Origin of the sequence: Pseudomonas weihenstephanensis (genome assembly GCF_001043055.1) — a bacterium.
Taxonomy (GTDB): Bacteria; Pseudomonadota; Gammaproteobacteria; order Pseudomonadales; family Pseudomonadaceae; genus Aquipseudomonas; species Aquipseudomonas weihenstephanensis.
Genome location: NZ_JYLF01000001.1, coordinates 345,682 through 366,227 on the forward strand (window position 1 = coordinate 345,682; position 20,546 = coordinate 366,227).

Annotated in this window: 18 protein-coding genes and 2 pseudogenes; 12 read left to right on the plus strand and 8 right to left on the minus strand. The window is 57.8% G+C overall.

Features of this window, described 5'->3' with window-relative positions:
* Window positions 1–250: 250 nt before the first annotated feature.
* Window positions 251–1,798: a nitric oxide reductase transcriptional regulator NorR gene (gene norR / locus TU86_RS01715; RefSeq protein WP_048362576.1), complete on the minus strand. Its 1,548-nt coding sequence runs from the start codon at window positions 1,796–1,798 to the stop codon at window positions 251–253.
* 162 nt (window positions 1,799–1,960) lie between these two features.
* Between norR and hmpA the strand changes: the two genes are divergently transcribed.
* The 7 genes from hmpA to cyoE all read left to right on the plus strand — a co-directional run bounded on the left by hmpA (window position 1,961) and on the right by cyoE (window position 9,486).
* Window positions 1,961–3,142 carry an NO-inducible flavohemoprotein gene (gene hmpA, locus TU86_RS01720; RefSeq protein WP_048362577.1) on the plus strand — a complete coding sequence of 394 codons (1,182 nt, stop codon included), beginning with the start codon at window positions 1,961–1,963 and terminating at the stop codon, window positions 3,140–3,142.
* 210 nt (window positions 3,143–3,352) lie between these two features.
* Complete coding sequence (locus tag TU86_RS01725) at window positions 3,353–3,862, plus strand: disulfide bond formation protein B (RefSeq protein ID WP_048362578.1); 510 nt, start codon at window positions 3,353–3,355, stop codon at window positions 3,860–3,862.
* Window positions 3,863–4,664: 802 nt separating this feature from the next.
* Complete coding sequence (gene cyoA / locus TU86_RS01730) at window positions 4,665–5,603, plus strand: ubiquinol oxidase subunit II (RefSeq protein WP_048362579.1); 939 nt, start codon at window positions 4,665–4,667, stop codon at window positions 5,601–5,603.
* 3 nt (window positions 5,604–5,606) lie between these two features.
* The gene (gene cyoB, locus TU86_RS01735; RefSeq protein ID WP_048362580.1) at window positions 5,607–7,631 is read left to right on the plus strand and encodes a cytochrome o ubiquinol oxidase subunit I; all 2,025 of its coding nucleotides are present in this window, start codon (window positions 5,607–5,609) and stop codon (window positions 7,629–7,631) included.
* 3 nt (window positions 7,632–7,634) lie between these two features.
* Window positions 7,635–8,261, plus strand: coding sequence for a cytochrome o ubiquinol oxidase subunit III (locus TU86_RS01740; RefSeq protein WP_048362581.1), 627 nt, complete (start codon window positions 7,635–7,637; stop codon window positions 8,259–8,261).
* On the plus strand, window positions 8,262–8,588 hold the full coding sequence (gene cyoD, locus TU86_RS01745; protein ID WP_048362582.1) for a cytochrome o ubiquinol oxidase subunit IV: 327 nt from the start codon (window positions 8,262–8,264) through the stop codon (window positions 8,586–8,588). It begins immediately after the preceding gene.
* A gap of 10 nt (window positions 8,589–8,598) precedes the next feature.
* On the plus strand, window positions 8,599–9,486 hold the full coding sequence (cyoE, locus tag TU86_RS01750; protein WP_047273811.1) for a heme o synthase: 888 nt from the start codon (window positions 8,599–8,601) through the stop codon (window positions 9,484–9,486).
* Window positions 9,487–9,780: 294 nt separating this feature from the next.
* On the opposite strand, the gene TU86_RS01755 is transcribed toward cyoE, so the two are convergent.
* Window positions 9,781–10,911 carry a methyl-accepting chemotaxis protein gene (locus tag TU86_RS01755; protein WP_420850381.1) on the minus strand — a complete coding sequence of 377 codons (1,131 nt, stop codon included), beginning with the start codon at window positions 10,909–10,911 and terminating at the stop codon, window positions 9,781–9,783.
* Window positions 10,912–11,406: pseudogene (locus TU86_RS23600) on the minus strand (MCP four helix bundle domain-containing protein); the annotation flags it as partial.
* Window positions 11,407–11,809: 403 nt separating this feature from the next.
* Between TU86_RS23600 and TU86_RS01760 the strand changes: the two are divergent.
* From TU86_RS01760 to TU86_RS01770, 3 genes and pseudogenes are all read left to right on the plus strand, one after another.
* Window positions 11,810–12,130 (plus strand): annotated as a pseudogene (locus TU86_RS01760) (DUF924 family protein); the annotation flags it as partial.
* 121 nt (window positions 12,131–12,251) lie between these two features.
* Window positions 12,252–12,572 (plus strand): hypothetical protein, encoded by a 321-nt coding sequence (locus TU86_RS01765; protein ID WP_048362585.1) that lies wholly within the window; start codon window positions 12,252–12,254, stop codon window positions 12,570–12,572.
* Window positions 12,573–12,647: 75 nt separating this feature from the next.
* A complete protein-coding gene (locus TU86_RS01770; protein ID WP_048362586.1) occupies window positions 12,648–14,210 on the plus strand; it encodes a hypothetical protein in 1,563 nt (520 codons plus the stop codon).
* A 1-nt stretch (window position 14,211) separates the two neighbouring features.
* On the opposite strand, the gene TU86_RS01775 is transcribed toward TU86_RS01770, so the two are convergent.
* On the minus strand, window positions 14,212–14,664 hold the full coding sequence (locus tag TU86_RS01775) for an Lrp/AsnC family transcriptional regulator (protein WP_048362587.1): 453 nt from the start codon (window positions 14,662–14,664) through the stop codon (window positions 14,212–14,214).
* Window positions 14,665–14,823: 159 nt separating this feature from the next.
* On the opposite strand from TU86_RS01775, the gene TU86_RS01780 reads away from it, so the two are divergent.
* Window positions 14,824–15,441, plus strand: coding sequence for a LysE family translocator (locus tag TU86_RS01780; protein ID WP_048362588.1), 618 nt, complete (start codon window positions 14,824–14,826; stop codon window positions 15,439–15,441).
* Window positions 15,442–15,603: 162 nt separating this feature from the next.
* Here the strand turns inward: TU86_RS01780 and TU86_RS01785 are convergent, their stop codons facing one another.
* The 3 genes from TU86_RS01785 to TU86_RS01795 all read right to left on the minus strand — a co-directional run bounded on the left by TU86_RS01785 (window position 15,604) and on the right by TU86_RS01795 (window position 19,606).
* Window positions 15,604–18,036, minus strand: coding sequence for a TonB-dependent siderophore receptor (locus tag TU86_RS01785; protein ID WP_048362589.1), 2,433 nt, complete (start codon window positions 18,034–18,036; stop codon window positions 15,604–15,606).
* Between the two features lie 98 nt (window positions 18,037–18,134).
* Window positions 18,135–19,103: a FecR domain-containing protein gene (locus TU86_RS01790; protein WP_048362590.1), complete on the minus strand. Its 969-nt coding sequence runs from the start codon at window positions 19,101–19,103 to the stop codon at window positions 18,135–18,137.
* Window positions 19,100–19,606 carry a sigma-70 family RNA polymerase sigma factor gene (locus tag TU86_RS01795; RefSeq protein WP_048362591.1) on the minus strand — a complete coding sequence of 169 codons (507 nt, stop codon included), beginning with the start codon at window positions 19,604–19,606 and terminating at the stop codon, window positions 19,100–19,102. Before TU86_RS01795 ends, TU86_RS01790 begins: the two co-directional genes overlap by 4 nt.
* A 182-nt stretch (window positions 19,607–19,788) precedes the next feature.
* On the opposite strand from TU86_RS01795, the gene TU86_RS01800 reads away from it, so the two are divergent.
* Window positions 19,789–20,184, plus strand: a complete 396-nt coding sequence (locus TU86_RS01800; protein WP_048362592.1) for a c-type cytochrome — start codon at window positions 19,789–19,791, stop codon at window positions 20,182–20,184.
* Here TU86_RS01800 and TU86_RS01805 read toward each other — a convergent pair.
* Window positions 20,178–20,507: a hypothetical protein gene (locus TU86_RS01805; RefSeq protein WP_048362593.1), complete on the minus strand. Its 330-nt coding sequence runs from the start codon at window positions 20,505–20,507 to the stop codon at window positions 20,178–20,180. The genes TU86_RS01800 and TU86_RS01805 overlap by 7 nt on opposite strands.
* Window positions 20,508–20,546: the final 39 nt, after the last annotated feature.

Here is a 20,546-nt window from a genome sequence, read left to right on the forward strand (position 1 = left end):
CGGGTAATGAGTAAGAAGATTTTTCAGGCTAAGCGTCTATCGGCTGATTCCTTTTGGTGGGTAGTTCGTTGGCTGATGTTTGGCAAGACCGATCTATTTACCTACAAAGCAAAGAGAAGTCGCGTAGCAACAGGCGAGTGGTGCGAGGCAGCGCCCGGGGGGAGGGGCACTACGATACCGTTGTCGTAAAACCAATCAGTGCGTCATGCTGCCTCGCGATGTTCGTCAGCGACAGGTCAGTGCTTGAGGCTTATTTCAACCCCAACCGTTTGGCCATACGGCCGAGGTTGGCCCGATCCAGCCCCAGTTCTCGTGCCGCGCTGGCCCAGTTGTGTGTGTGGCGTTCAAGGCAGGCGCTGATGAGCTGGCGTTGGTAGGCTTCGGTCGCCTGGCGCAAATCACCGGCGGCCGCAGGGGGTGGGGGGGGTGGTGCCGTGGCCGTCTCAATAACCTCGCGGGAGGGCAAGTCCAGGTCTTGCGCGGTCAGGGTCAAAATACGCGGCCGTGTGCTGCAATTGCCCAAGGCTTTTAAGGCGCTGCGCCCGATCAGGTGTTCCAGTTCGCGCACGTTACCTGGCCAGTCGTACCGCACGAGTGCGGCTTGGGCGTCGGGACTCAGGCGCAGGCTGCCCAAGCCCATGCGCGAGCGGTTTTGTTCAAGGAAGAAGCCGCTGAGCAGCAACACGTCGCGCCCGCGTTCACGCAAGGCGGGCACTTTGAGCGGGTACACGCTCAGGCGATGATAAAAGTCGGCGCGGTAGCGGCCACTGCGCACTTCTTCGGCCAGGTCACGGTTGGTGGCGGCGATTAGGCGCACGTCGACGCGGTGTTCCTGATCCGAACCCAAGCGTTGCAATTGGCCGCTCTGTAGCACGCGCAGCAGTTTGGCTTGCACGGTGAGTGACAATTCGCCGACTTCATCAAGGAACAATGTGCCGCCATTTGCCAGTTCGAATTTGCCGCGCCGGTCATTCATCGCGCCGGTAAAGGCGCCGCGTACATGGCCGAACAGTTCGCTTTCGACCAGAGTGTCGGGCAATGCCGCGCAGTTGAGGCTGACCATGGGTTTGTCTGCGCGTGGTGAGGCGGCGTGAATCGCTTGCGCGACCAACTCTTTGCCGACGCCGGTTTCACCGGTGATCAACACGGTCAGGTCACTGCTGCCTACGAGCGCGATTTCATCGAGCAAGCGTTTATGGGCTTTGCTCTGGCCGATCAGTTCTTTGTTGGGCGTACCGTGCGCCTGGCGATACAGCTCGGCTTTGAGTTGTTCGTCCTCAACCCGCAAGGCGAGTCGCTCAATGCGTTGGGCAACGTTGACGGTGGCCGCTGCGAGGCTGGCGAAGGCTTGCAGTGCGTCCAGCTCAATGGGCTCGAAACGTTTGGGGTCTAGCGCGTCCAGCGTCAGCAATCCCCAGGGCTTCTCATCTATAAACAGCGGGCAACCCATACAGTCGTGGATTTCCAAGTGTTCGGCCAAGCCGTCAACCAGCCCGTCATACGGATCGGGCAAGTCGCAATTGCTGGGGAATCGTGTGGGGCCGGGGCTGCTGAGCAGCACGTCAAAGCGTGGGTGTTCACTGACTTTGAAGCGACGCCCCAAGGTGTCCAGGCTCAGTCCGTCCACGGCCAATGGCACCAGCCAATCGCCGTCCAGCCGCAGCAGTGCCGCTGCGTCGCAAGGGAGCAGGGCGCGCATGGCTTCGAGCAGGCGCCGGTAACGCTCACTTTCAGGCAGCTCGCGTGACAGGTCGGCTACCAGGGGTAGCAGGGTGGTTAGCAGTAATTTTGCAGTCATTTTGACCTCGTGTAGTCGAAGTGACTATAAAACAAGCTGAGTCAAAATGACTATTTAGTTTTCAAGTATCTGTTTTTAAAGGGTTTTAAAGTTGGCACGATTACTGATAGCTAAAAGGTAATTGAATTTTAGTTAATGCCTACGTGCTCAGGAGTCAACTTTATGCTTACTGCTCAGGATCGTGCCATCGTCAAATCCACTGTGCCGCTGCTGGAAAGCGGCGGTGAAGCGCTGATTACCCATTTTTACCGTTTGATGCTGTCTGAATACCCCGAGGTGCGCCCGCTGTTCAATCAGGCGAACCAGGCCAGCGGTGATCAGCCACGTGCGTTGGCCAATGGCGTGCTGATGTATGCACGCCACATCGACCAACTCGACCAGTTGGGCGATCTGGTGGCCAAGATCATTAACAAGCACGTGGCCCTGCAAATCCTGCCGGAGCATTACCCGATTGTCGGCACCTGCTTGCTGCGTGCTATCGAAGAAGTGCTGGGCAGTGATATTGCTACGCCCGAGGTGTTGGCGGCCTGGGGGGCTGCGTACGGTCAATTGGCCGATATCTTGATAGGCGCCGAAGCGGCGATCTACGACCAGAAAGCTGCAGCGCCGGGCGGCTGGCGTGGCGGTCGTGAGTTCAAGCTCGCCGCCCGCATTCAGGAGAGCGCGGAAATCACATCGTTTTATTTCCGCCCGGTGGACAAGCAACCGATCCTTGAGTTTGAGGCCGGGCAGTACATCGGCATCAAATTGGACATCGACGGGGTCGAAGCGCGTCGCAACTATTCGCTGTCGGCGCTGGCGCAGGTCGGCCGCTACCGTATCAGCGTCAAACGCGAGGCGGGTGGGGTGGTGTCGAACTTCCTGCACGACCGCCTGCAAGTGGGTGACATTGTTGAGTTGTTCCCGCCCGCAGGTGAGTTCACCCTGACGGCCAGCGACAAACCGCTGGTGTTGATCAGTGGCGGTGTCGGTATCACCCCGACCTTGCCCATGCTGGAAGCGGCACTGGCGACCCAGCGTGCGATCCACTTTATTCACTGCGCGCGCAATGCCCAGGTGCATGCGTTTCGGGGTTGGGTGGATGAACTGGCCGAGCAGTTCCCGCAATTGCAACGTTTTTACTGCTACGCCGAACACGACGGGCAAGGCCCTGCGGTAGACCATGTGGGCATGCTCAGCGCTGAGGTACTGGAAAAGTGGCTGCCCGAGGATCGTGATGTAGACGCCTATTTCCTGGGGCCTAAAGGCTTCATGGGCGCGATCAAGCGTCAGCTCAAAGCCTTGGGTGTGCCGGAAAAACAGAGCCGTTACGAGTTCTTCGGCCCGGCGGCTGCGCTGGAGTAAGCCCTTTGGGTGAGTGCATCTGATTGGCGCGTAAGCCCGCAGCGGTCGCATTCGGCGATGGCTGCGGGCTTTTTGTTAATCGCGCTTTAATCTGACTCGCAGTTAAATCCCCTCCTACAGTTGCCGTGCATCCACACTTAGGGTCTGGGTGTAAACTGCGCGCTTTATTCGGCTGTATGGCCATTCGAAAATCAGGCAAAGGGAAGCGGTATGACGGATGACATGATGCGACTGGGGCGCGAGAAGCGCTTTCTGGTCTTGCTGGGGCTGATCTGCCTGGCGCTCATTGGCGGGGCGCTGTATATGCAGATCGTGCTCGGTGAGGCGCCTTGCCCGCTGTGCATCCTGCAACGTTATGCACTGCTGCTGATCGCGCTCTTTGCTTTTGTTGGCGCCGCCATGCGCACCACACGCAGCATGACGGTGTTTGAAGGGTTGGTGGTGCTGAGTGCCATCGGTGGCATCGTTGCGGCGGGGCGCCATGTGTATATTTTGGCCAATCCGGCGGTGAGCTGCGGTCTGGATGCCTTGCAACCGATTGTGGATGGCCTGCCGCTGGCGGCGATCTTCCCGCTGGGCTTTCAGGTTGATGGCTTCTGCTCAACGCCGTACCCGCCGGTGCTCGGCCTGTCGTTGGCACAATGGGCGCTGGTGGCGTTTGTGCTGACCGCCGTACTGGTTCCGCTGGGTATTTACCGCAACCGGAACAAATCCGCCTGAATCACTAAATCAGGGTATAGCCGCCTCGTCCTTCTCCCGAAGTGCGGGGCTTTTTTTCGTCTATGAAAAATGTGAAGGGAATGTGATGCGGCGCAGTGAAGGGGGTTGCGACACTGCGACATATTGTCACGGATAAATTGTCACAAGGCATGTTTTTATTTCACAATACACGGCTGAAACGTCTCATCTGTTTTAGGGGGAGTGAGGCGTTTTGACGCTGATGTCGGGGTTGAAATCGCTGGGGCCTGGCCTGATGAAAAACCCCTGGAACCCTTTTTCTTTGGGCGTTTTGAGGCACTGGGACGCGCGCGCAGGTGCGCTAAAAAGGGGCGATTTTTAAGGGGCGGCAAGGGGGTGCTACAGGTGCGTCGGGGGGCGGGTATAAACGCGGGGCGTAATAATAGTGTGGGATTGTTACCGGAGCCGAGAATAATTATTTCTGGATGAGACATGGTTTATAGAGAGCTACCTAACTACAATCGCCCGCACTGAACGTCCAGCCTGCTCATCCCTGAGCCCAAGCGGGAAGTTGAAGGTCGTCTGGGCAGTGAGTGACAGGCTACCCATGCGACTCCCAAGGTACTGGCAACCCTTCTAAGTTCCGCACCAAATGGAATTGGTCTGTGACAAGGCCTTTGACCACGTATCGAATAAGAAATCACTGCTAACCCAGGATTTGCCCACTCGCCTTACAGCGATGAAGCAGGCCCTTATTCAATCGGAAAAATGCCAACCCTTGGCAGGGTGAAGTGTTGGCGCATAAAACCAACTGCATTATGCAAGCTGTTTTAGAGGTCGTGAGATGACTAAAAAAAGGTACCCCAGACTCTTTGGCTTATTGCCACTTTTCGGCATGTTGTTGCTGGGAGGCTGCAATATGACGTTGCTCGATCCGGTGGGGCAGGTCGGCATCGATGAGAAGAATCTGATCATCACTGCAACATTGCTGATGCTCTTGGTCGTGGTTCCGGTCATCCTGATGACCATCATTTTCGCGTGGAAGTATCGCGCGTCGAACAAAAACGCCACTTACGCACCGAAATGGTCGCACTCCACCAAGATCGAAGTTGTGATCTGGACCGTGCCGATTTTGATCATCATCGCCCTGGGCGTGATCACCTATAAGTCGACCCACGCACTGGACCCTTACCGTCCGATTCAGTCTGACGTCAAGCCAGTCACCATCGAAGTGGTGGCAATGGATTGGAAGTGGCTGTTTATCTACCCGGACCAGGGTATTGCGACCGTCAACAAGATCGTGTTCCCGGCCAACACACCGGTTAATTTCCGTATCACCTCTGACACGGTCATGAACTCGTTCTTCATCCCGGGCCTGGGCGGCCAGATCTACGCCATGGCCGGTATGACGACCAAGCTGCATTTGATTGCCAACAAGAACGCCGAGCTGGATGGCATCTCTGCCAACTACAGCGGTGCGGGCTTCACCGGCATGAAATTCAAAGCAATCGCGACTTCCCAAGCAGATTTCGATGCGTGGGTAAGTGAAGTCAAAGCGTCACCTAAACAGCTTGATACAGCTGAATACGCAGCCTTGACCAAGCCGAGTCAGAACAATCCCGTTGAGCTCTACTCCTCGTACGCACCGAACCTGTTCCAGACCATCATCGACAAGTATGAAGGCATGAAACCAGGCAAGCCGGTAAACCACGAGAAGAAAGAAGTGGCCGGGACCGAAGGTTTGGACACCAGTTCGCATTCAGCTGCCGGGGCAGAGGAGTAAACGATGTTTGGTAAATTAAGTCTGGACGCCATACCGTTCCACGAGCCGATAGTGATGGTCACCGTCGCTATGATTCTGCTCGGTGGTCTGGCGTTGGTTGCAGCACTCACGTACTACAAAAAGTGGACCTACCTGTGGACCGAATGGCTAACGTCAGTCGACCACAAGAAGATTGGCGTGATGTACATCATCGTCGCCATGGTCATGTTGCTGCGCGGTTTTGCCGACGCCGTCATGATGCGTACCCAGTTGGCGATGGCTACCGAAGGTTCGCCGGGCTACCTGCCGCCTGAACACTATGACCAGATCTTCACCGCCCACGGTGTGATCATGATCATCTTCATGGCGATGCCATTCTTCACCGGCCTGATGAACCTTGCAGTGCCGCTGCAAATCGGCGCACGTGACGTTGCCTATCCGTTCCTGAACTCCCTGAGCTTCTGGCTCCTGGTGTCGGGCGTGGTACTGGTCAACCTGTCGCTGGGCGTCGGCGAGTTTGCCAAGACCGGTTGGGTTGCGTATCCGCCGCTGTCGGGTCTGGCTTACAGTCCGGGCGTGGGTGTGGATTACTACATCTGGGCGCTACAGTTATCGGGGTTAGGTACGACGTTAACCGGGGTTAACTTCCTGGCCACCGTGCTGAAAATGCGTACCCCAGGCATGAAAATCATGGACATGCCGATTTTCACCTGGACCTGCACCTGGGCAAACGTTCTGATCGTGGCCTCGTTCCCGATCCTGACCGCTACCTTGGCGCTGCTGACACTTGACCGTTACATGGATTTCCACATTTTCACCAATGAACTTGGTGGCAATCCAATGATGTACGTCAACCTGTTCTGGGCGTGGGGTCACCCTGAGGTGTACATCCTCATTCTGCCGGCGTTCGGGGTCTTCTCTGAAGTCATCTCGACCTTCACTGGCAAGCGTCTGTTCGGTCACCACTCGATGGTCTACGCCAGTGGCGCGATCTCGATCCTGGGCTTCATGGTTTGGCTGCACCACTTCTTCACCATGGGTTCGGGTGCCAGCGTCAACGCCTTCTTCGGTCTGGCGACGATGCTGATTTCGATCCCCACGGGTGTGAAGCTGTTTAACTGGCTATTCACCATCTACCGCGGTCGTCTGCAATTCACCAGCCAGGTGATGTGGACACTGGGCTTTATGGTGACCTTCGCCATCGGCGGCATGACTGGCGTATTGCTGGCCATTCCGGGTGCTGACTTCGTACTGCACAACAGCCTGTTTGTAATTGCTCACTTCCACAACGTGATCATCGGCGGCGCCGTATTCGGCTACATCGCTGGCTTCAGCTTCTTCTTCCCTAAAGCGTTCGGCTTTAAGCTGAACGAGAAGTGGGGCCTGGCTGCCTTCTGGTTCTGGATCGTTGGCTTCTTCGTTGCGTTCATGCCGCTCTATGCACTGGGCTTCATGGGCATGACCCGTCGTCTGAACGCCAGCACCAACCCTGAGTGGGTGCCTTACCTGTACGTGGCTGCATTCGGTGCTGCCTTGATTGCTGTCGGTATTGCCTGCCAGTTGATCCAGCTGTACGTCAGCGTACGTGACCGCAACAAGCCAGAGAACGCCTGCGAATTCGGCGATCCATGGAATGGTCACACCCTGGAATGGTCGACTTCGTCGCCACCTCCGTTCTACAACTTTGCTGTGCTGCCAAAAGCCGACGGTATCGACCCGTTCACTGAAGCCAAGGAAAACGGTACTGCGTACCAGACTCCGGCCAAGTACGAACCGATCCACATGCCAAACAACACCGCTACCGGTGTGGTGATGGGCGCACTGCTGACCGTGTTCGGTTTTGCAATGATCTGGCACATCTGGTGGTTGGCGATCGTCAGCCTGGTTGGCACTGTCGCGTACTTCGCGATCCACGCTGCCCGTGATGACCAAGGCTACATGGTGCCGGTGGAAACCATCGAGCGCATCGAAGCCGAGCAGCACAAGCGTCTGGTAGCGGCTGGCAAGATCCCGGCTACCCGTGTTGAAACCAAGTTGGAACAGGCATAAACCATGTCGAACTTAGCGACCCATGCTGGACACGCCCATGGTCAAGACCATGGGCATGATGACCATCACCACGACTCGGGCGAGATAACCATATTTGGTTTCTGGCTCTACCTGATGACCGACTGCATCTTGTTTGCGTCGATCTTCGCGGTGTACGCGGTACTGGTTAACAACGTAGCGGGTGGCCCGTCGGGCCACGACATCTTCGAACTGCCGTACGTGCTGGGTGAAACCGCACTGCTGTTGGTCAGCTCGATCACCTACGGCTTCGCCATGCTGGCGTTGTTCAAGGGCAAGAAAAGCCAGGTGCTGTTCTGGCTGGCCATGACCTTCCTGTGCGGTGCTGGCTTCATCGGCATGGAAATCAACGAGTTCCACATGTTGATTTCTGAAGGCTACGGCCCTAGCCGTTCGGGCTTCCTGTCCGGGTTCTTCACCCTGGTTGGTACCCACGGTCTGCACGTGACCAGCGGTCTGATCTGGATGGCGATCATGATGTATCAGGTCCAGAAAAATGGCCTGACAGCGACCAACAAAACCCGTCTGAGCTGCCTGAGCTTGTTCTGGCACTTCCTGGACGTGGTGTGGATCTGCGTATTCACCGTTGTTTACCTGATGGGGACTCTGTAAATGGCTAACGCACATTCTGACGGCGCGAACCACGGCAGCGTGAAGTCCTACGTAATCGGCTTCATCCTGTCGGTCATCCTGACCGTCATTCCGTTCGGGCTGGTGATGTACCCATCGCTGCCTAAAATGACCACCCTGGCGATCGTGCTGTTGTTCGCTGTGGTTCAAGTGATTGTTCACCTGGTGTATTTCCTGCACCTGGACCGTTCGCCTGCACAACGCAATAACGTCACAGCGCTGGTGTTCGCAGCCCTGGTTATTGTGCTGCTGGTGGGCTTGTCCCTGTGGATCATGTTCAGCATCCACACTGAAATGATGGCGAAGTGAGGTAAGCCCGATGTCCTTTAAGCACTTTATCCAAATCACCAAACCGGGGATCATTTTCGGTAACGTGCTTTCTGTGGCAGGCGGGTTCTTCCTGGCCTCGAAGGGGCATTTTGATCTTGCCCTGTTCCTGGCTGCGGTGATCGGCACCTCCTTGGTGGTTGCGTCGGGTTGTGTGTTCAACAACTGCATCGACCGCGACATAGACATCAAGATGGACCGCACCAAGAACCGCGTGCTGGTGCAAGGCCTTATCTCCCTCAAGGTGGCGTTGGTTTACGCCACCTTGCTGGGGGTTGCAGGCTTAGTGCTGCTGTATCGCGTGGCCAACCCGCTGGCAGCATTGTTTGCCGCGATCGGCTTCGTGATCTACGTCGGTCTGTACAGCCTGTACTTCAAGCGCAAGTCGGTTCACGGCACGCTGATTGGCAGTCTGTCGGGTGCAATGCCGCCTGTGATCGGCTACGTGGCTGTGAGCAACAGCTTCGACCTGGCCGCACTGACTTTGCTGGTGATGTTCAGCCTGTGGCAGATGCCGCATTCCTACGCCATCGCGATCTTCCGCTTCAACGACTACCTGGCCGCATCGATTCCGGTGTTGCCTGTTAAGCGCGGGATCAAAGTGGCCAAGAAGCACATCCTGCTCTACATCCTCGCGTTCCTGATCGCGACCCTGATGCTCACCCTCGGCGGTTACGCCGGTATGAGCTACATGGCCGTGGCGGCTGCGATGGGCATGTACTGGCTGTACATGGCGTGGACCGGTTACAAAGCGGTCGACGACAAGGTTTGGGCACGCAAGCTGTTCGTGTTCTCGATCTTCACCATCACCGCGCTGAGCGTCATGATGTCTTTGGACTTCAAAGTGCCGACTGAGTTGTTACTGACTTACGCGCACTAAGAGCCTCAGTACAAAAGATCCCCGCCCTTCGAAAGAAGCGCGGGGATTTTTTTTAGTCGAGGTGCGCGACGGTCTTGCAGGCAGGCTTGCTGAGGGGCCTGCATGCCTTCACTGGCGTTGATCCGGTCGGTGTGCACTTTCAGCGCTTCGGGGGCCATGTCCTTGAAGTACTCATAGCCTATGCCGCCTTCACCCGCGCAATGCCGTGGCGCTTGAGGGTCCCCTTTTGTGCTGCCATGCAGCGCTGTCCTGCGGGAAAGCGCTGCACGGTGTCGGTTCCAACAGGCAGGGGTGTTAGAGGCTAAAACGCGCCACCATCGCATTCAGGTCGATGGCCAGACGCGCCAAGTCATTGCTGGCAAGGCTGGTCTGGCTGGCGCCACTGGCCGATTGCACAGACAGGTCGTTGATGTTGATCAAGTTGCGATCCACTTCGCGGGCCACTTGTGCCTGTTCTTCAGCCGCGCTGGCGATCACCAGATTGCGCTCGTTGATTTCGATCACCGCGCCGTTGATGGTCTCCAGCGAGATACCTGCGCCACGGGCGATGTTGAGGGTCGACTCGGCGCGCTCGGTGCATTGGCGCATTGAGCTGACGGCGTGTTCGGTGCCGCCCTGAATGCTGCCGATCATGTGCTCGATTTCGCTGGTCGATTGCTGGGTGCGGTGGGCCAGGGCACGCACCTCATCGGCCACGACGGCAAAGCCGCGTCCCGCTTCGCCTGCGCGCGCAGCTTCAATGGCGGCATTGAGGGCCAGCAGGTTGGTTTGATCGGCCAGGCCGCGAATCACGTCCAGTACTTTGCCAATGTCTTGCGACTCTTTGGCCAGATTGCCAATCAGCTCGGCGGTGGTTTGCACGTCGCTGCCCATGCTCTCGATGGCGGTCACGGTTTCTTGCACCAGGTCGCGCCCGTCACCCGCCGAATCCGCCGCACTTTTGGAGGCTTGGGAAGTGCTCACGGCATTGCGGGCCACTTCTTCGACCGCGCTGGTCATTTCGGTCACGGCGGTGGCGGCCTGTTGAATCTCATTGTTTTGTTGTGTCAGCCCACGGGCGCTTTCGTCGGTCACGCTGTTCAACTCTTCTGCGGCGCAGGCCAGTTGGGTGGCGGAACCTGCGATGTGCTGCAAGGTGTCGCGCAGCGTGTTTTGCATGCTCTGCATCGCCAGCAGCAACCGCGCGGCTTCATCACGGCCTTCGACGTTGATCGGGCGCGTCAGATCGCCACTGGCAATGGTCTCGGCTGCTTGCAAGGCTTGGCTGATGGGGCGGGTGATGCTGTTGGTCAGCAGCCACGCGCACAGAATGGTCAGTGCCGTGGCAATGATTAGCAGGGCGACGGTGAAGTTGAAGGTGGTGGCGTAATTTTCAGTGCTTTGGCGATTGGCGAGAGCGCTTTGTTTGGCGTTGATGTCCAGCATGGATTCGATGGCGGCGCTGATATTGCGTGACACCACACTTAGCGGGCCGGCTTGCAGACGTTTCAATTCGTCTTGTTGATCGTTGCGCGCCAGCTGGATCAATTGCGCTTCCAGGGTGCGGTACTGCGCTTGCTCACGGCTTAATTGCTCATAACTGGCTTGTTCTTGCGCGCTGCTGATGAGCGCAATGTAATCGGCCATTGCCTTGTGCGTGCTTTCTTCCAGTGATTGCAGCTCGCTGAATATACGGGCCTTGGCGTCTGGGTCCGGCTCATCTCGCAGTTGATAGCTCAGTACGCGTTGGCGCTGGTTGAAGTAACTGAAATTATTGAGACCGACCAGGCTGGGCATGTCGCTGGTCGCAATGCTCTGTCCCACTTGATGGATTTTGTTCATTTGTACGAGGGCGTAAATGCCCAAAATCAACATCAGGGTGCCGATCAGGGAGAATCCCAGCAGCGCACGCGGGGCAATGTTCATGTTACGTAAGTTCATCAGCGATCCTAAAAATCAAAGGCAGCCTGCACACGGGATGCAGGTAAGACAGCGGCGCGAACAGGCTCGCACCAAAGAGTAATAGCGCAATGCTATCGTCCGGTGGCTGGATAACTTGACCTTGGAGTCAAACTAATTTGTGAAAAAGTGTGCGCCGAGGTCGGCCTGCTTGCATTGCTTGACCCGCGCGTTGAGCAAGGCATCGTCTTGCTTGAATGCGTTGGGGCGAACAGGGCGCGGTCAAGACTGGCTGCGCACGTCTGAATACGCCCGTTGCAGCCTCACAATCGGTCTAAGGTGTAGGCATCGTTTTTCATCACACCCAGAGCAATAGCGCGTGATCACCCTCGACAGCAACGTTCAACCTTCTGCGCACAGCGTGATTGAGTTCTGGAAACAGGCAGGTCCAAAGCATTGGTTCGCCACTGATCCGCTGGCACGTTTTTATGCGCGGCAGATGATTGAGGTGGGAATGGACAAGCAGATCGAAGCCTCCTTGCGGGTGTTTTGCTACTTGCCTTTCGAGCACTCCGAAGATTGGGCCGATCAGCAGTTGTCGGTAAAGCTGCACCAGGACTTCGAGCCAAAAGACGTCAAATGGGCCAAGGATCACGCGGACATCATTGAAAAATTTGGTCGTTTTCCGCATCGCAATGAGGTTTTGGGGCGCGAGACAACCGATGAAGAGCGCGCCTTTTTAGCGAGTGGGGGATTTGCCGGGTAAGGCGCTTGAGCCTGAATAATGCCGCCCTGATCGGTGGCTCATAATGTTCAAGGTTTTCTGTCAGGCGGTTCGCGAGACAGTGAGCGGGTAGTCATTACCTCTCATTAAAAAGGAACGCGTCATGTCTGATCATGAAAACCTCGGCTCCCCCTACCGTTCGCAACTGGCTGCGTGCAATGACCATTACCACGCGGTGCGCTCGATCAATAAATACGGCCCTATCGCCCATACCCACGCCTTGGCGCAGGTGTTTATGATGCAAAAAGTGGCGGATGACGAGTGGCAAGCGCTTGAAATGGCGCGTGTGTCGCTCGACCAAACCCGGCGCCTGGCCGCGGGTGAAATGCTTAACAAGCAAGCCCATGCCGTACTCAATGCACATTCTGCCCGGCACGCAGCGGGTGAAGATTGCGCTGACCCCGCAGGTTTTTTGCCTGCGTGACAGCACTCAGGCGCCAGACGCGTTCGCGCTTGGCGCTTCACCCCGTGGTTTGCTGGTGATTAGAAGGCCTGACAGATGAATAACACTCAAAAAGTAGACAGCCGCACCCGTGACTCCCTGGCCCCGACCGTGGCCGACATGCTCACGGTCTCGTTACAGGAGAGCAAGGCGCTGATTAACCGCACCTCATTGTTCGAGGCCTCAAATGTGCTGGGGGCTTTTTCCACGAGCGTGGTCGACTACGGCAAGAGCGCCCGTAAATGGCGTGCGCATACCTTGTCGCGTCTGCCGCTGGAGCACTGGAAGCACAAGGATGGCTTCTTTTATGTAGCGCCGCTCAAAGAGGCGTCGCTCAAATACATGAGCACCACCGCGCCTGACGCCGCGGACGAGAATGCCTGGAACCAACTCGAAAATCGCAAAGCGGTGCACAAGGCATTGGTAGAAATACTGCCTGCGCAGGTGCGTCAGCAGTATGCGGCCATGCTGGAGTGGACTCAGATCGAGCCTCAGTCAGAGACTCAGCCGGTGCTGGAAGACATGGCTTTGGCTCGCAGTATTTATGCTTTGGACCAGCTGTTTTACCGGGAATACGCGGTGTGTGAAGCCCGGTTGCGGCGCGAAAAAGGGTTTGCGGACGGTGATTCGATCCCGTACGACTGGATAGGCTGGCTGGCCGACAAGGCGGCGCAAAAGGTCGATGCTCATCTGTACGTGTGGGGTGTGCAGCCGCTGCCTTGGCAGGTCGATGAGCGCGATGAAGCGGGCCAGCAACCCGCCGAGTCATCAGTCGAAGGGATGTACAAACCTGACGGTGAACTCACGCTGGAGTTGCTGTGCAACTTGGTAGGGAATCGGGCATTGCTTGAGTCGGCGCGTATCGCAGCGCTGGCCGATCAAGCCACCCAGGTCAGTACTGACTTGCTGCACGCGCTCAATCGCAATGGCAAGTGTGAAGTCCCTGAAGTGCGCAATTGCAACGACCTCAGAGACGAACTAACAGCATGGTTTGGCGATGCGGGTGTGTTGGCGGATGAACCCGGATTCGGCACGCCGCTCAAAGGCCATAACCTGGAGGTGGCGCTGTATCACGCCTTAGAGGTGCAAAAACACTATGTGAAAACGCGCGGAGCCCTCGACCCTTCTGCGCACCGCAACCCGGACAACACGTTTATTTTTGCGCTGGCCCTGGTGGCCTGCTTTTACGCGCAGATCAGTCTGGATAAGGAGTATTCGGGCAGTACGAACGCCACCTATGCGGTTTTCCCGGCGCAGAACAAAGCACAGCGTTTTGAACCCTTGCCAGCGCATGCCAGAGAAATGCTCAAGAGCCTGTATGGCCAAATGTTCTATGCCAACACCGGCTGGGAGATTCGCGCAGAGGCGATCGAGGCATACGCCCAAAACTTCGCGCTCAAGCGTTCTTGCTTGCAAGAGCTGACATTCAACACCTTCAAGCGCATGGCCCCTGAGCGACTACTGGCGCTGCACCAAAAACTGGCTCGAATGGGGGAGAGCAAGAAAACCAGGCTGTTGCAGTCAATGCCTGAAGGCGCCGCGCCGCCCAGCGAAATGGCCTGCATCCTGGCTGCGATTGATGACCTGTTCTCCCCGCAAGCCTTGGCGGCTGCTCGATAGGTTAAAGCGGTAATACGCGGTCATGGATGACCCGCTTCATCACCAACGTTGACACCAGACGCTGCACGTTAGGCAGCGCACTCAGTTGCTCATCGTAGAGCTGCTGGTACGCGGGCAGGTCCTTGGCGATGACATGCAACAAATAATCCGGATCCCCGAACAATCGTTGTGCCTCCACGATCTGCGGGATCTCAGGCAGCGCTGCTTCAAAATCGGCAACCGCCTGGCGGGTGACTTCGCGCAAGGTCACGAACACCATCGCCGAAAAATTCAGCCCCAGCTCACTGGGTGCCAGCACCGCGCGATAGCCCAGAATCACCCCGGACTCCTCCAGTGCCCGCACCCGGCGATGGCACGGTGACAGGCTCAGGCCCACGCGTTCGGCCAGTTCGGTGAGAGAAAGCCGACCGTCACGGTGCAGCTCAGCAAGAATCTTTCGATCAATTCGATCCACTTGGAAGAACCTTCTAATTCGGCGGGGTTAGGCAGGTATAAACGAAAGATAATCCTAGCAGCATTTGCTTAATCTTCTACTGGCTGCTTTCACCTGTGCGGGTGTGAGCAATACGCCTGACTTTTTTAAAAACGTGTGCTGCAAGAAGGTATCTATCCCGTGACCCTTAGTGTTCTGGCCGCTTTCTGGGCGGTGTCATTTTTGTTCATCATCACCCCCGGTGCCGATTGGGCGTATGCGATTTCGGCGGGCATGCGTGGGCGCTGGGTGACGCCGGCCGTGGCGGGCTTGCTTTCGGGGCACTTGCTGGCAACGGTGGTAGTGGCCGCGGGCGTCGGCGGGTTGATGGCCAGTAATCCGATGATTCTCAAGGGGCTGACCGTGGCCGGTTCGCTGTACTTGCTGTGGCTGGGGGTGGGAATGCTCAGAAACCCGGCGGTGCCTGAGTCGGGTCGGGTTCAGGTGTCTGACACATGGTCGCGCTGGGCCTGGAAAGGGTTGTGCGTCAGCGGATTGAACCCGAAGGTGTTCTTGTTGTTTTTGGCCTTGTTGCCGCAATTCACCGACCCGTTATCGGCATGGCCGATCCCGGCACAAATCGTTGCGTTGGGTGGGTTGCATGCCGTCAGTTGTGCAGTGGTGTACTTGCTGGTCGGGTTTGGAGCCCGCTCGGTGTTGCAGACCCGCCCTGGCGCGGCGCAAAAAGTCAGTCAGGTATCGGGGGCGGTGATGATCGTCATCGCCGTGGTGTTGTTGAGTGAGCAGGTGTTCGCATAGCGTGCTGAACGCCTGCGTTTGCCCCAGTTTGACCTTGATCCGATGTTTGATTGGCAGCGCCCTTGGGGCATGGGAGCGGGCATGACCGTGCTGGGCCGGGGTTGGCCCAACACGGCTGTGTCGTTAACCTGTCCAAAGCAGCTTGACGCTGAGGCGCCGGGTTTAAAAATCCGCCTTGAGCGACATCACGAGGTTGCGTGGTTCACCGTAGAAATTACCGAACCCTTCGGTGCCGACGGTGGCGTAATAGCGCTTGTCGAGCAGATTGTTGCCGTTCAGTGCCACCGACCAGGTGTCGTCGATGCGATAGCCAATACGCCCGTTCCACACGGCATAACCCGCTTGGCTGATGTCGTTGCCGCTGATAGGGGATACGCGGTAGTTGCTGCTCTGAGCGTTAACCCCGGCGCCGACGGTCACGCGCTCCAGCGCGCCCGACAGTGCGTAATCGGCCCATACGCGTAGCAGGTGGCGCGGTACATAGGCGTTGTAGGCCAGGCCATCCTGTTCAGGGTTGGCGTCTTCCAGCACTTTGGTCTGGGTGTAGGTGTAGCCGGCCAACACTTGCAGACGGTCAATGACTTCTCCGCTGATTTCAGCCTCGAAACCTTGAGCACGGACCTTGCCGGAGTTGATCGAACAACTGCTGTCCGGGCACCGCGGATCGTCTTGGGCGGCGTCCTTTTGAACCGTGCGGAACAGGTTGAACGAGCTGTTCAAGCGCCCGTCGAGCCATTCGCCTTTGATCCCCAGTTCATAGCTTTGCCCGATCAGAGGTTTGAGGGTCGTGCCTGTCAAGGTGGCATAACCGCCTTGTGGGGTGAAAATGTCGGTGTAGCTGGCGTAAGTGGTGAGGTTGTCATTGAGGTCAAACAGCACGGCGGCAAACGGGGTGACCTGCCCGGTCTCTTTGGCCTTGGCACTGAGAGGCGTGCCTTCGCCGCGCCAGTACGAGACCTGATGGCTGTCAGATGAGTACCAACTGACGCGGCTGCCCAGCACCACAGTCAGCGGGTCGGCCAGTTTCAGTCGGGTGAGGGAGTAGGCGCCGTATTGCTGGATACGCATGTCCAGCGGGCCGCCTCGTGAGGCATTGGCCAAGTAATAGCTTTCGTCAGGGCGCGGCAAGTGGTGGTCCGGATTGAGTACGTTCTGACGCTGAGGCAACGCGGCCACGGCGTAGAAGTCATCTTTGTGGGAGCGGCTGGCATTGGCCCCCACGATCAGTTCGTGCTGTTGTCCGAAGGCATCAAATTTACCGTCTACGTACGCATCGAACCCGTAATCGACCTGGTCGTAGTCATACGTGCTGCCCAGCATCAAGGTGTGAGTGGCGGTGGCGCCGACGGGCACCGAGCCACTGGGGAACGCGTACTCCATGTTTTGTGTGTTTTTGGAGTAAACCCCGGCGACTTTCAGTGCCCAGTCGTCATTGAGCTGGTGCTTGAGGTCACCGAACACGGTGGTGCGTTTGCTGCGCTGGTTGTTCCATGCGGTATTCAGGCAAGTGGAACGTTTGAGTTTCAGGTCGCTGCCATCGGCATAGCGCGGCAGCCCACCCCAGCAGGGTGTGGCGTCGACGTCTTCATAGGCCAGGCCCAACCCCAGCGTGGTATCGGGGCTCAGGTCGAAGTCCAGAGCGCCGTAGTAGATCTGGTCTTTGCGCGCAGCCACGTCATAAAAATACTGACGGGTCTGTTGCGTGACCACGGCGCGGCCACGCACGGTGCCAGACTCGTTCAACGGGCCGCCAGTGTCGACCTGGCCCCGGTAGTTGTCCCACGTGCCCGCAGAAAGCGACAGTTGCGTATGGGGCGTGTAATCGCCACGTTTGCGCACAAAGTTGATCCCGCCTGCCGTGCCGCCCGCGCCTTTCATCATGCCAGCGGCGCCACGCAACACTTCCACCCGGTCATAGATGGCCATGTCGCTGTTGAAACTGTCGGCTTGCACGTAGCTGCTGCCGATGTCCAATGGCACACCGTCGTATTGGTACTGCCCGGTCATGCGGAACCCGCGCGAATAGAAATACTTGCCGCCCATGGGCGAGTCGTACACGGTGATGCCCGGTGTTTTTTTCATCACCTGCTCAATGGTGTTGAGGTTCTGGTCGTCCAGCATTTTGCGGGTGATGACCGTGACTGATTGCGGGGTCTCCTTGAGGCTGTGGGACCCCTTGCCGATGGTCACTGCCTGTGCGGTGTAAGAGCCGGAGCCTTCAGTGGTGGCGTCTCGGTGTTGCTCGACGATGTGGGTGAGGCCCAGTTGCAGCGCCTCGCCGTTTTGCGGGGCGGGTTCGACGCTGAAGTCACCTTGCTCTGTAATGCGCAATTGCAGGCCGCTGCCGCTAAGCGCGGTGTCCATCGCCTGTTCGGCAGACATGTGCCCCATTACCGCTGGCGCCTGTTTACCCTGCACGAGGGTGGGTTGCAGCGAGATGATCTTGCCGCTCTGGCTGGCGATGGCATTGAGCGTATTGGCCAGCGGGCCAGACTTGAGATTGAAGCTCAGGTCTTGCGCCTGAAGCGCGGCTGAGTTGGCCAGCGTTGCCAGGGCAACAGCGACAGTTAGGGCATGGGGCCACGGATTGAGCACGGCATTCTCCTGATCGTGTGCAAGTGTCAGGAGATAGGTGGGATGAGAAATGAAAACCGGACACAAATAAGATTAATTTTCAAAAAGAGACCGCCCGCTCATTTGGCGCTGATCACTGTCAGCCACGGGCTGTAATGGTCCACGCGGATCGCAAGGGTGTGTGCCAGTGCCGTGAAGGCGCGTTGCGGATCATTGAGCGGGTACACGCCTTGTACGCGCAAGTTGCGCACCTCGGGCGCCACGCGCACATAACCCCGGGTATAGGGCCGCAGCGCATCGATCACGTATTCAAGCGAATCATCCAGCACATTGAGCCGGCCGCTCTGCCAGTCGGCACGCTGGCGTTGTTCGCCGGGTAGCCGACTGATGCGGTCGGTGTAGAGCAGCGCGCTCTGACCTTCTTGCACATTCAGCACGGTGCCGTTGAACAGTCGTGCTTCAATGCTGTGCTCAAGCACGACCACACGGCTGGCGCCAGGCTCTTGAGCCACCAGAAAGCGCGTCCCCAGGGCGCGGATTTCGCCTTGCGCGGTGCGCACACGCAACGGGCGATGCACATCAGGCGCAACCTGGATCACCAGTTGGCCGTGGCGCAGAATCACCAGCCTTTGCGTGGCATCGAATTGCAGGTCGACCGCGCTGTTGGCATCGAGACTCAGCTGGCTGCCATCCGCCAGGGTGTAATCCTGTCGCTGAGCACGGCCCGTCGACAGGTCCGCCAGCAGCGAATCCCCCACCGGGCTGCGGGCGCCCACCCATAACCCGCCACCGAGCAACCCCAGGCCCGCGATCACGCGCAAAGCATCGCGGCGCGAGCTGTGGGGTTGCAGCAGTAACTGACGCGCCTCGCCCGCCTGGCCGGGTACGCGTTTATCCAGTGCGCGTACGGTGTTGAACGCGCCGCCCAGGCGATCGTGCAGCAGCGTCCAGGCTTGCTGGTGGGTCGGGTCTTGGCTTAGCCACTGGTTAAAGCGTGCTTGCAGTGCAGCATTTGGCGTGCCTGCGCGCAGCTTGACCATCCAGTCAATCGCCTGCTCGTTGACAGGGTCCAGCGCTGGCTTGCTCATACGCCCAAATCGCTCAAGTAACACTGGCGCAGGGCTTGTTTCATGTAGCGACTGACGGTGCGCTGCGACAAACCCAATTTTTGTGCAATCGCTACATAGCTCAAGCCGTCGAGCTGGCTGTATAGGAAGGTGGCCTTGACGATCATGGGCAAGCCGTCGAGGGCGCGGTCGATGGCGATGAGTGCTTCTGTCAGTTGCCATTGTTCTTCGGGGGAGGGCGCCACGGCTTCGGGCAATAGGGCCAGCCGTTCCAGATACGCCAACTCCAGCTTGCGCCGCCGGTGGCGATCGAAGATAAGCCGCCGCGCAATGGTCGACAGGTACGCACGAGGTTGCTCGATGGTGTCAGGGTCGACTTGGGCCGCCAGCAACTGGCAAAACGTATCCGCCGCCGTGTCCTGCGCATCGGCATGGTTGCGCAAGCGTCGCTGAATATGTTGCAGCAGCCAGCGATGGTGATCGCTGAAAAAGAAACCCAGCTTGCTGGTTGGGAGAGATTGCACCGGTCGGCTTTCCAGAGGTGAGTGCGAATAGTTCTCAATATTAGCGGCGAGATGATGGCTACTGCAATCTCTGGTTACGTGCAGGTGCGAGTGGCGCGAGTGAGCTGTGAATGGTGGCGTGGCGAGGAGGCGGGCATAATCGTCGGCTGAAATTGTCTGCAACATCTGATCTGGAGTCGTTCATGAAACTATCGGCTTTCACCACTTTGGTCCTGACCGTCACGCTCGGCATTTTCAGTGCCGCGGCCGCGGCGGCGGGTGATGCCGACGCAGGTGGCAAGTTGTTCACCAAAACCTGCGGGGGGTGCCACAGCATCGGGCCGGGTGCGCGAGGGGGGTTCGGTCCTCAGCTCAATGGCGTGATCGGACGCACTGCCGGGATCACGCCGGGTTATCAATACTCGGACGCGATGAAGAACTCAGGCGTGGTCTGGAGCCGCGAAAAGCTGGCCGCCTATATTGAGGCGCCGAAAAAAGTCGTGAGCGGTACGCGCATGATTTTCTGGGGCATCAGCGATCCGCAGAAGATCGACGATCTGCTGGCCTATATCGCGACCTTTCAGGACACCGATCACTGAATGTCTTTGAGGTAGTCTTTGAGCTGCTCCAGCGGGGTGTTCAGTTCGGCCAGCGTTTGCGCGTGCTGGAACGCACAGGCCAGCTTGTACAGCTCGCGGCCCAAGGGCTTTTCGGCACCGCCCAACGCGTTTAATGCCTGCCTCAGGCACTCAGCGACTTTGTGCTGAATGCCTGCGATATCGCCGTTACGCACCAGTAAGGCGAAGAGTTCGCGTTGATAGTCAGCCATCACATAATCGTCACGCAGCACCGGGCTATGACCGTCCGTCTCGTGCACCAGCTTGAGAGAGAAAAGCGCAACTGCCTCCAGCGACGATTCCATGCGATAGGTTCCTGTGAGTGGGTGCCAAGCGAGCGAATT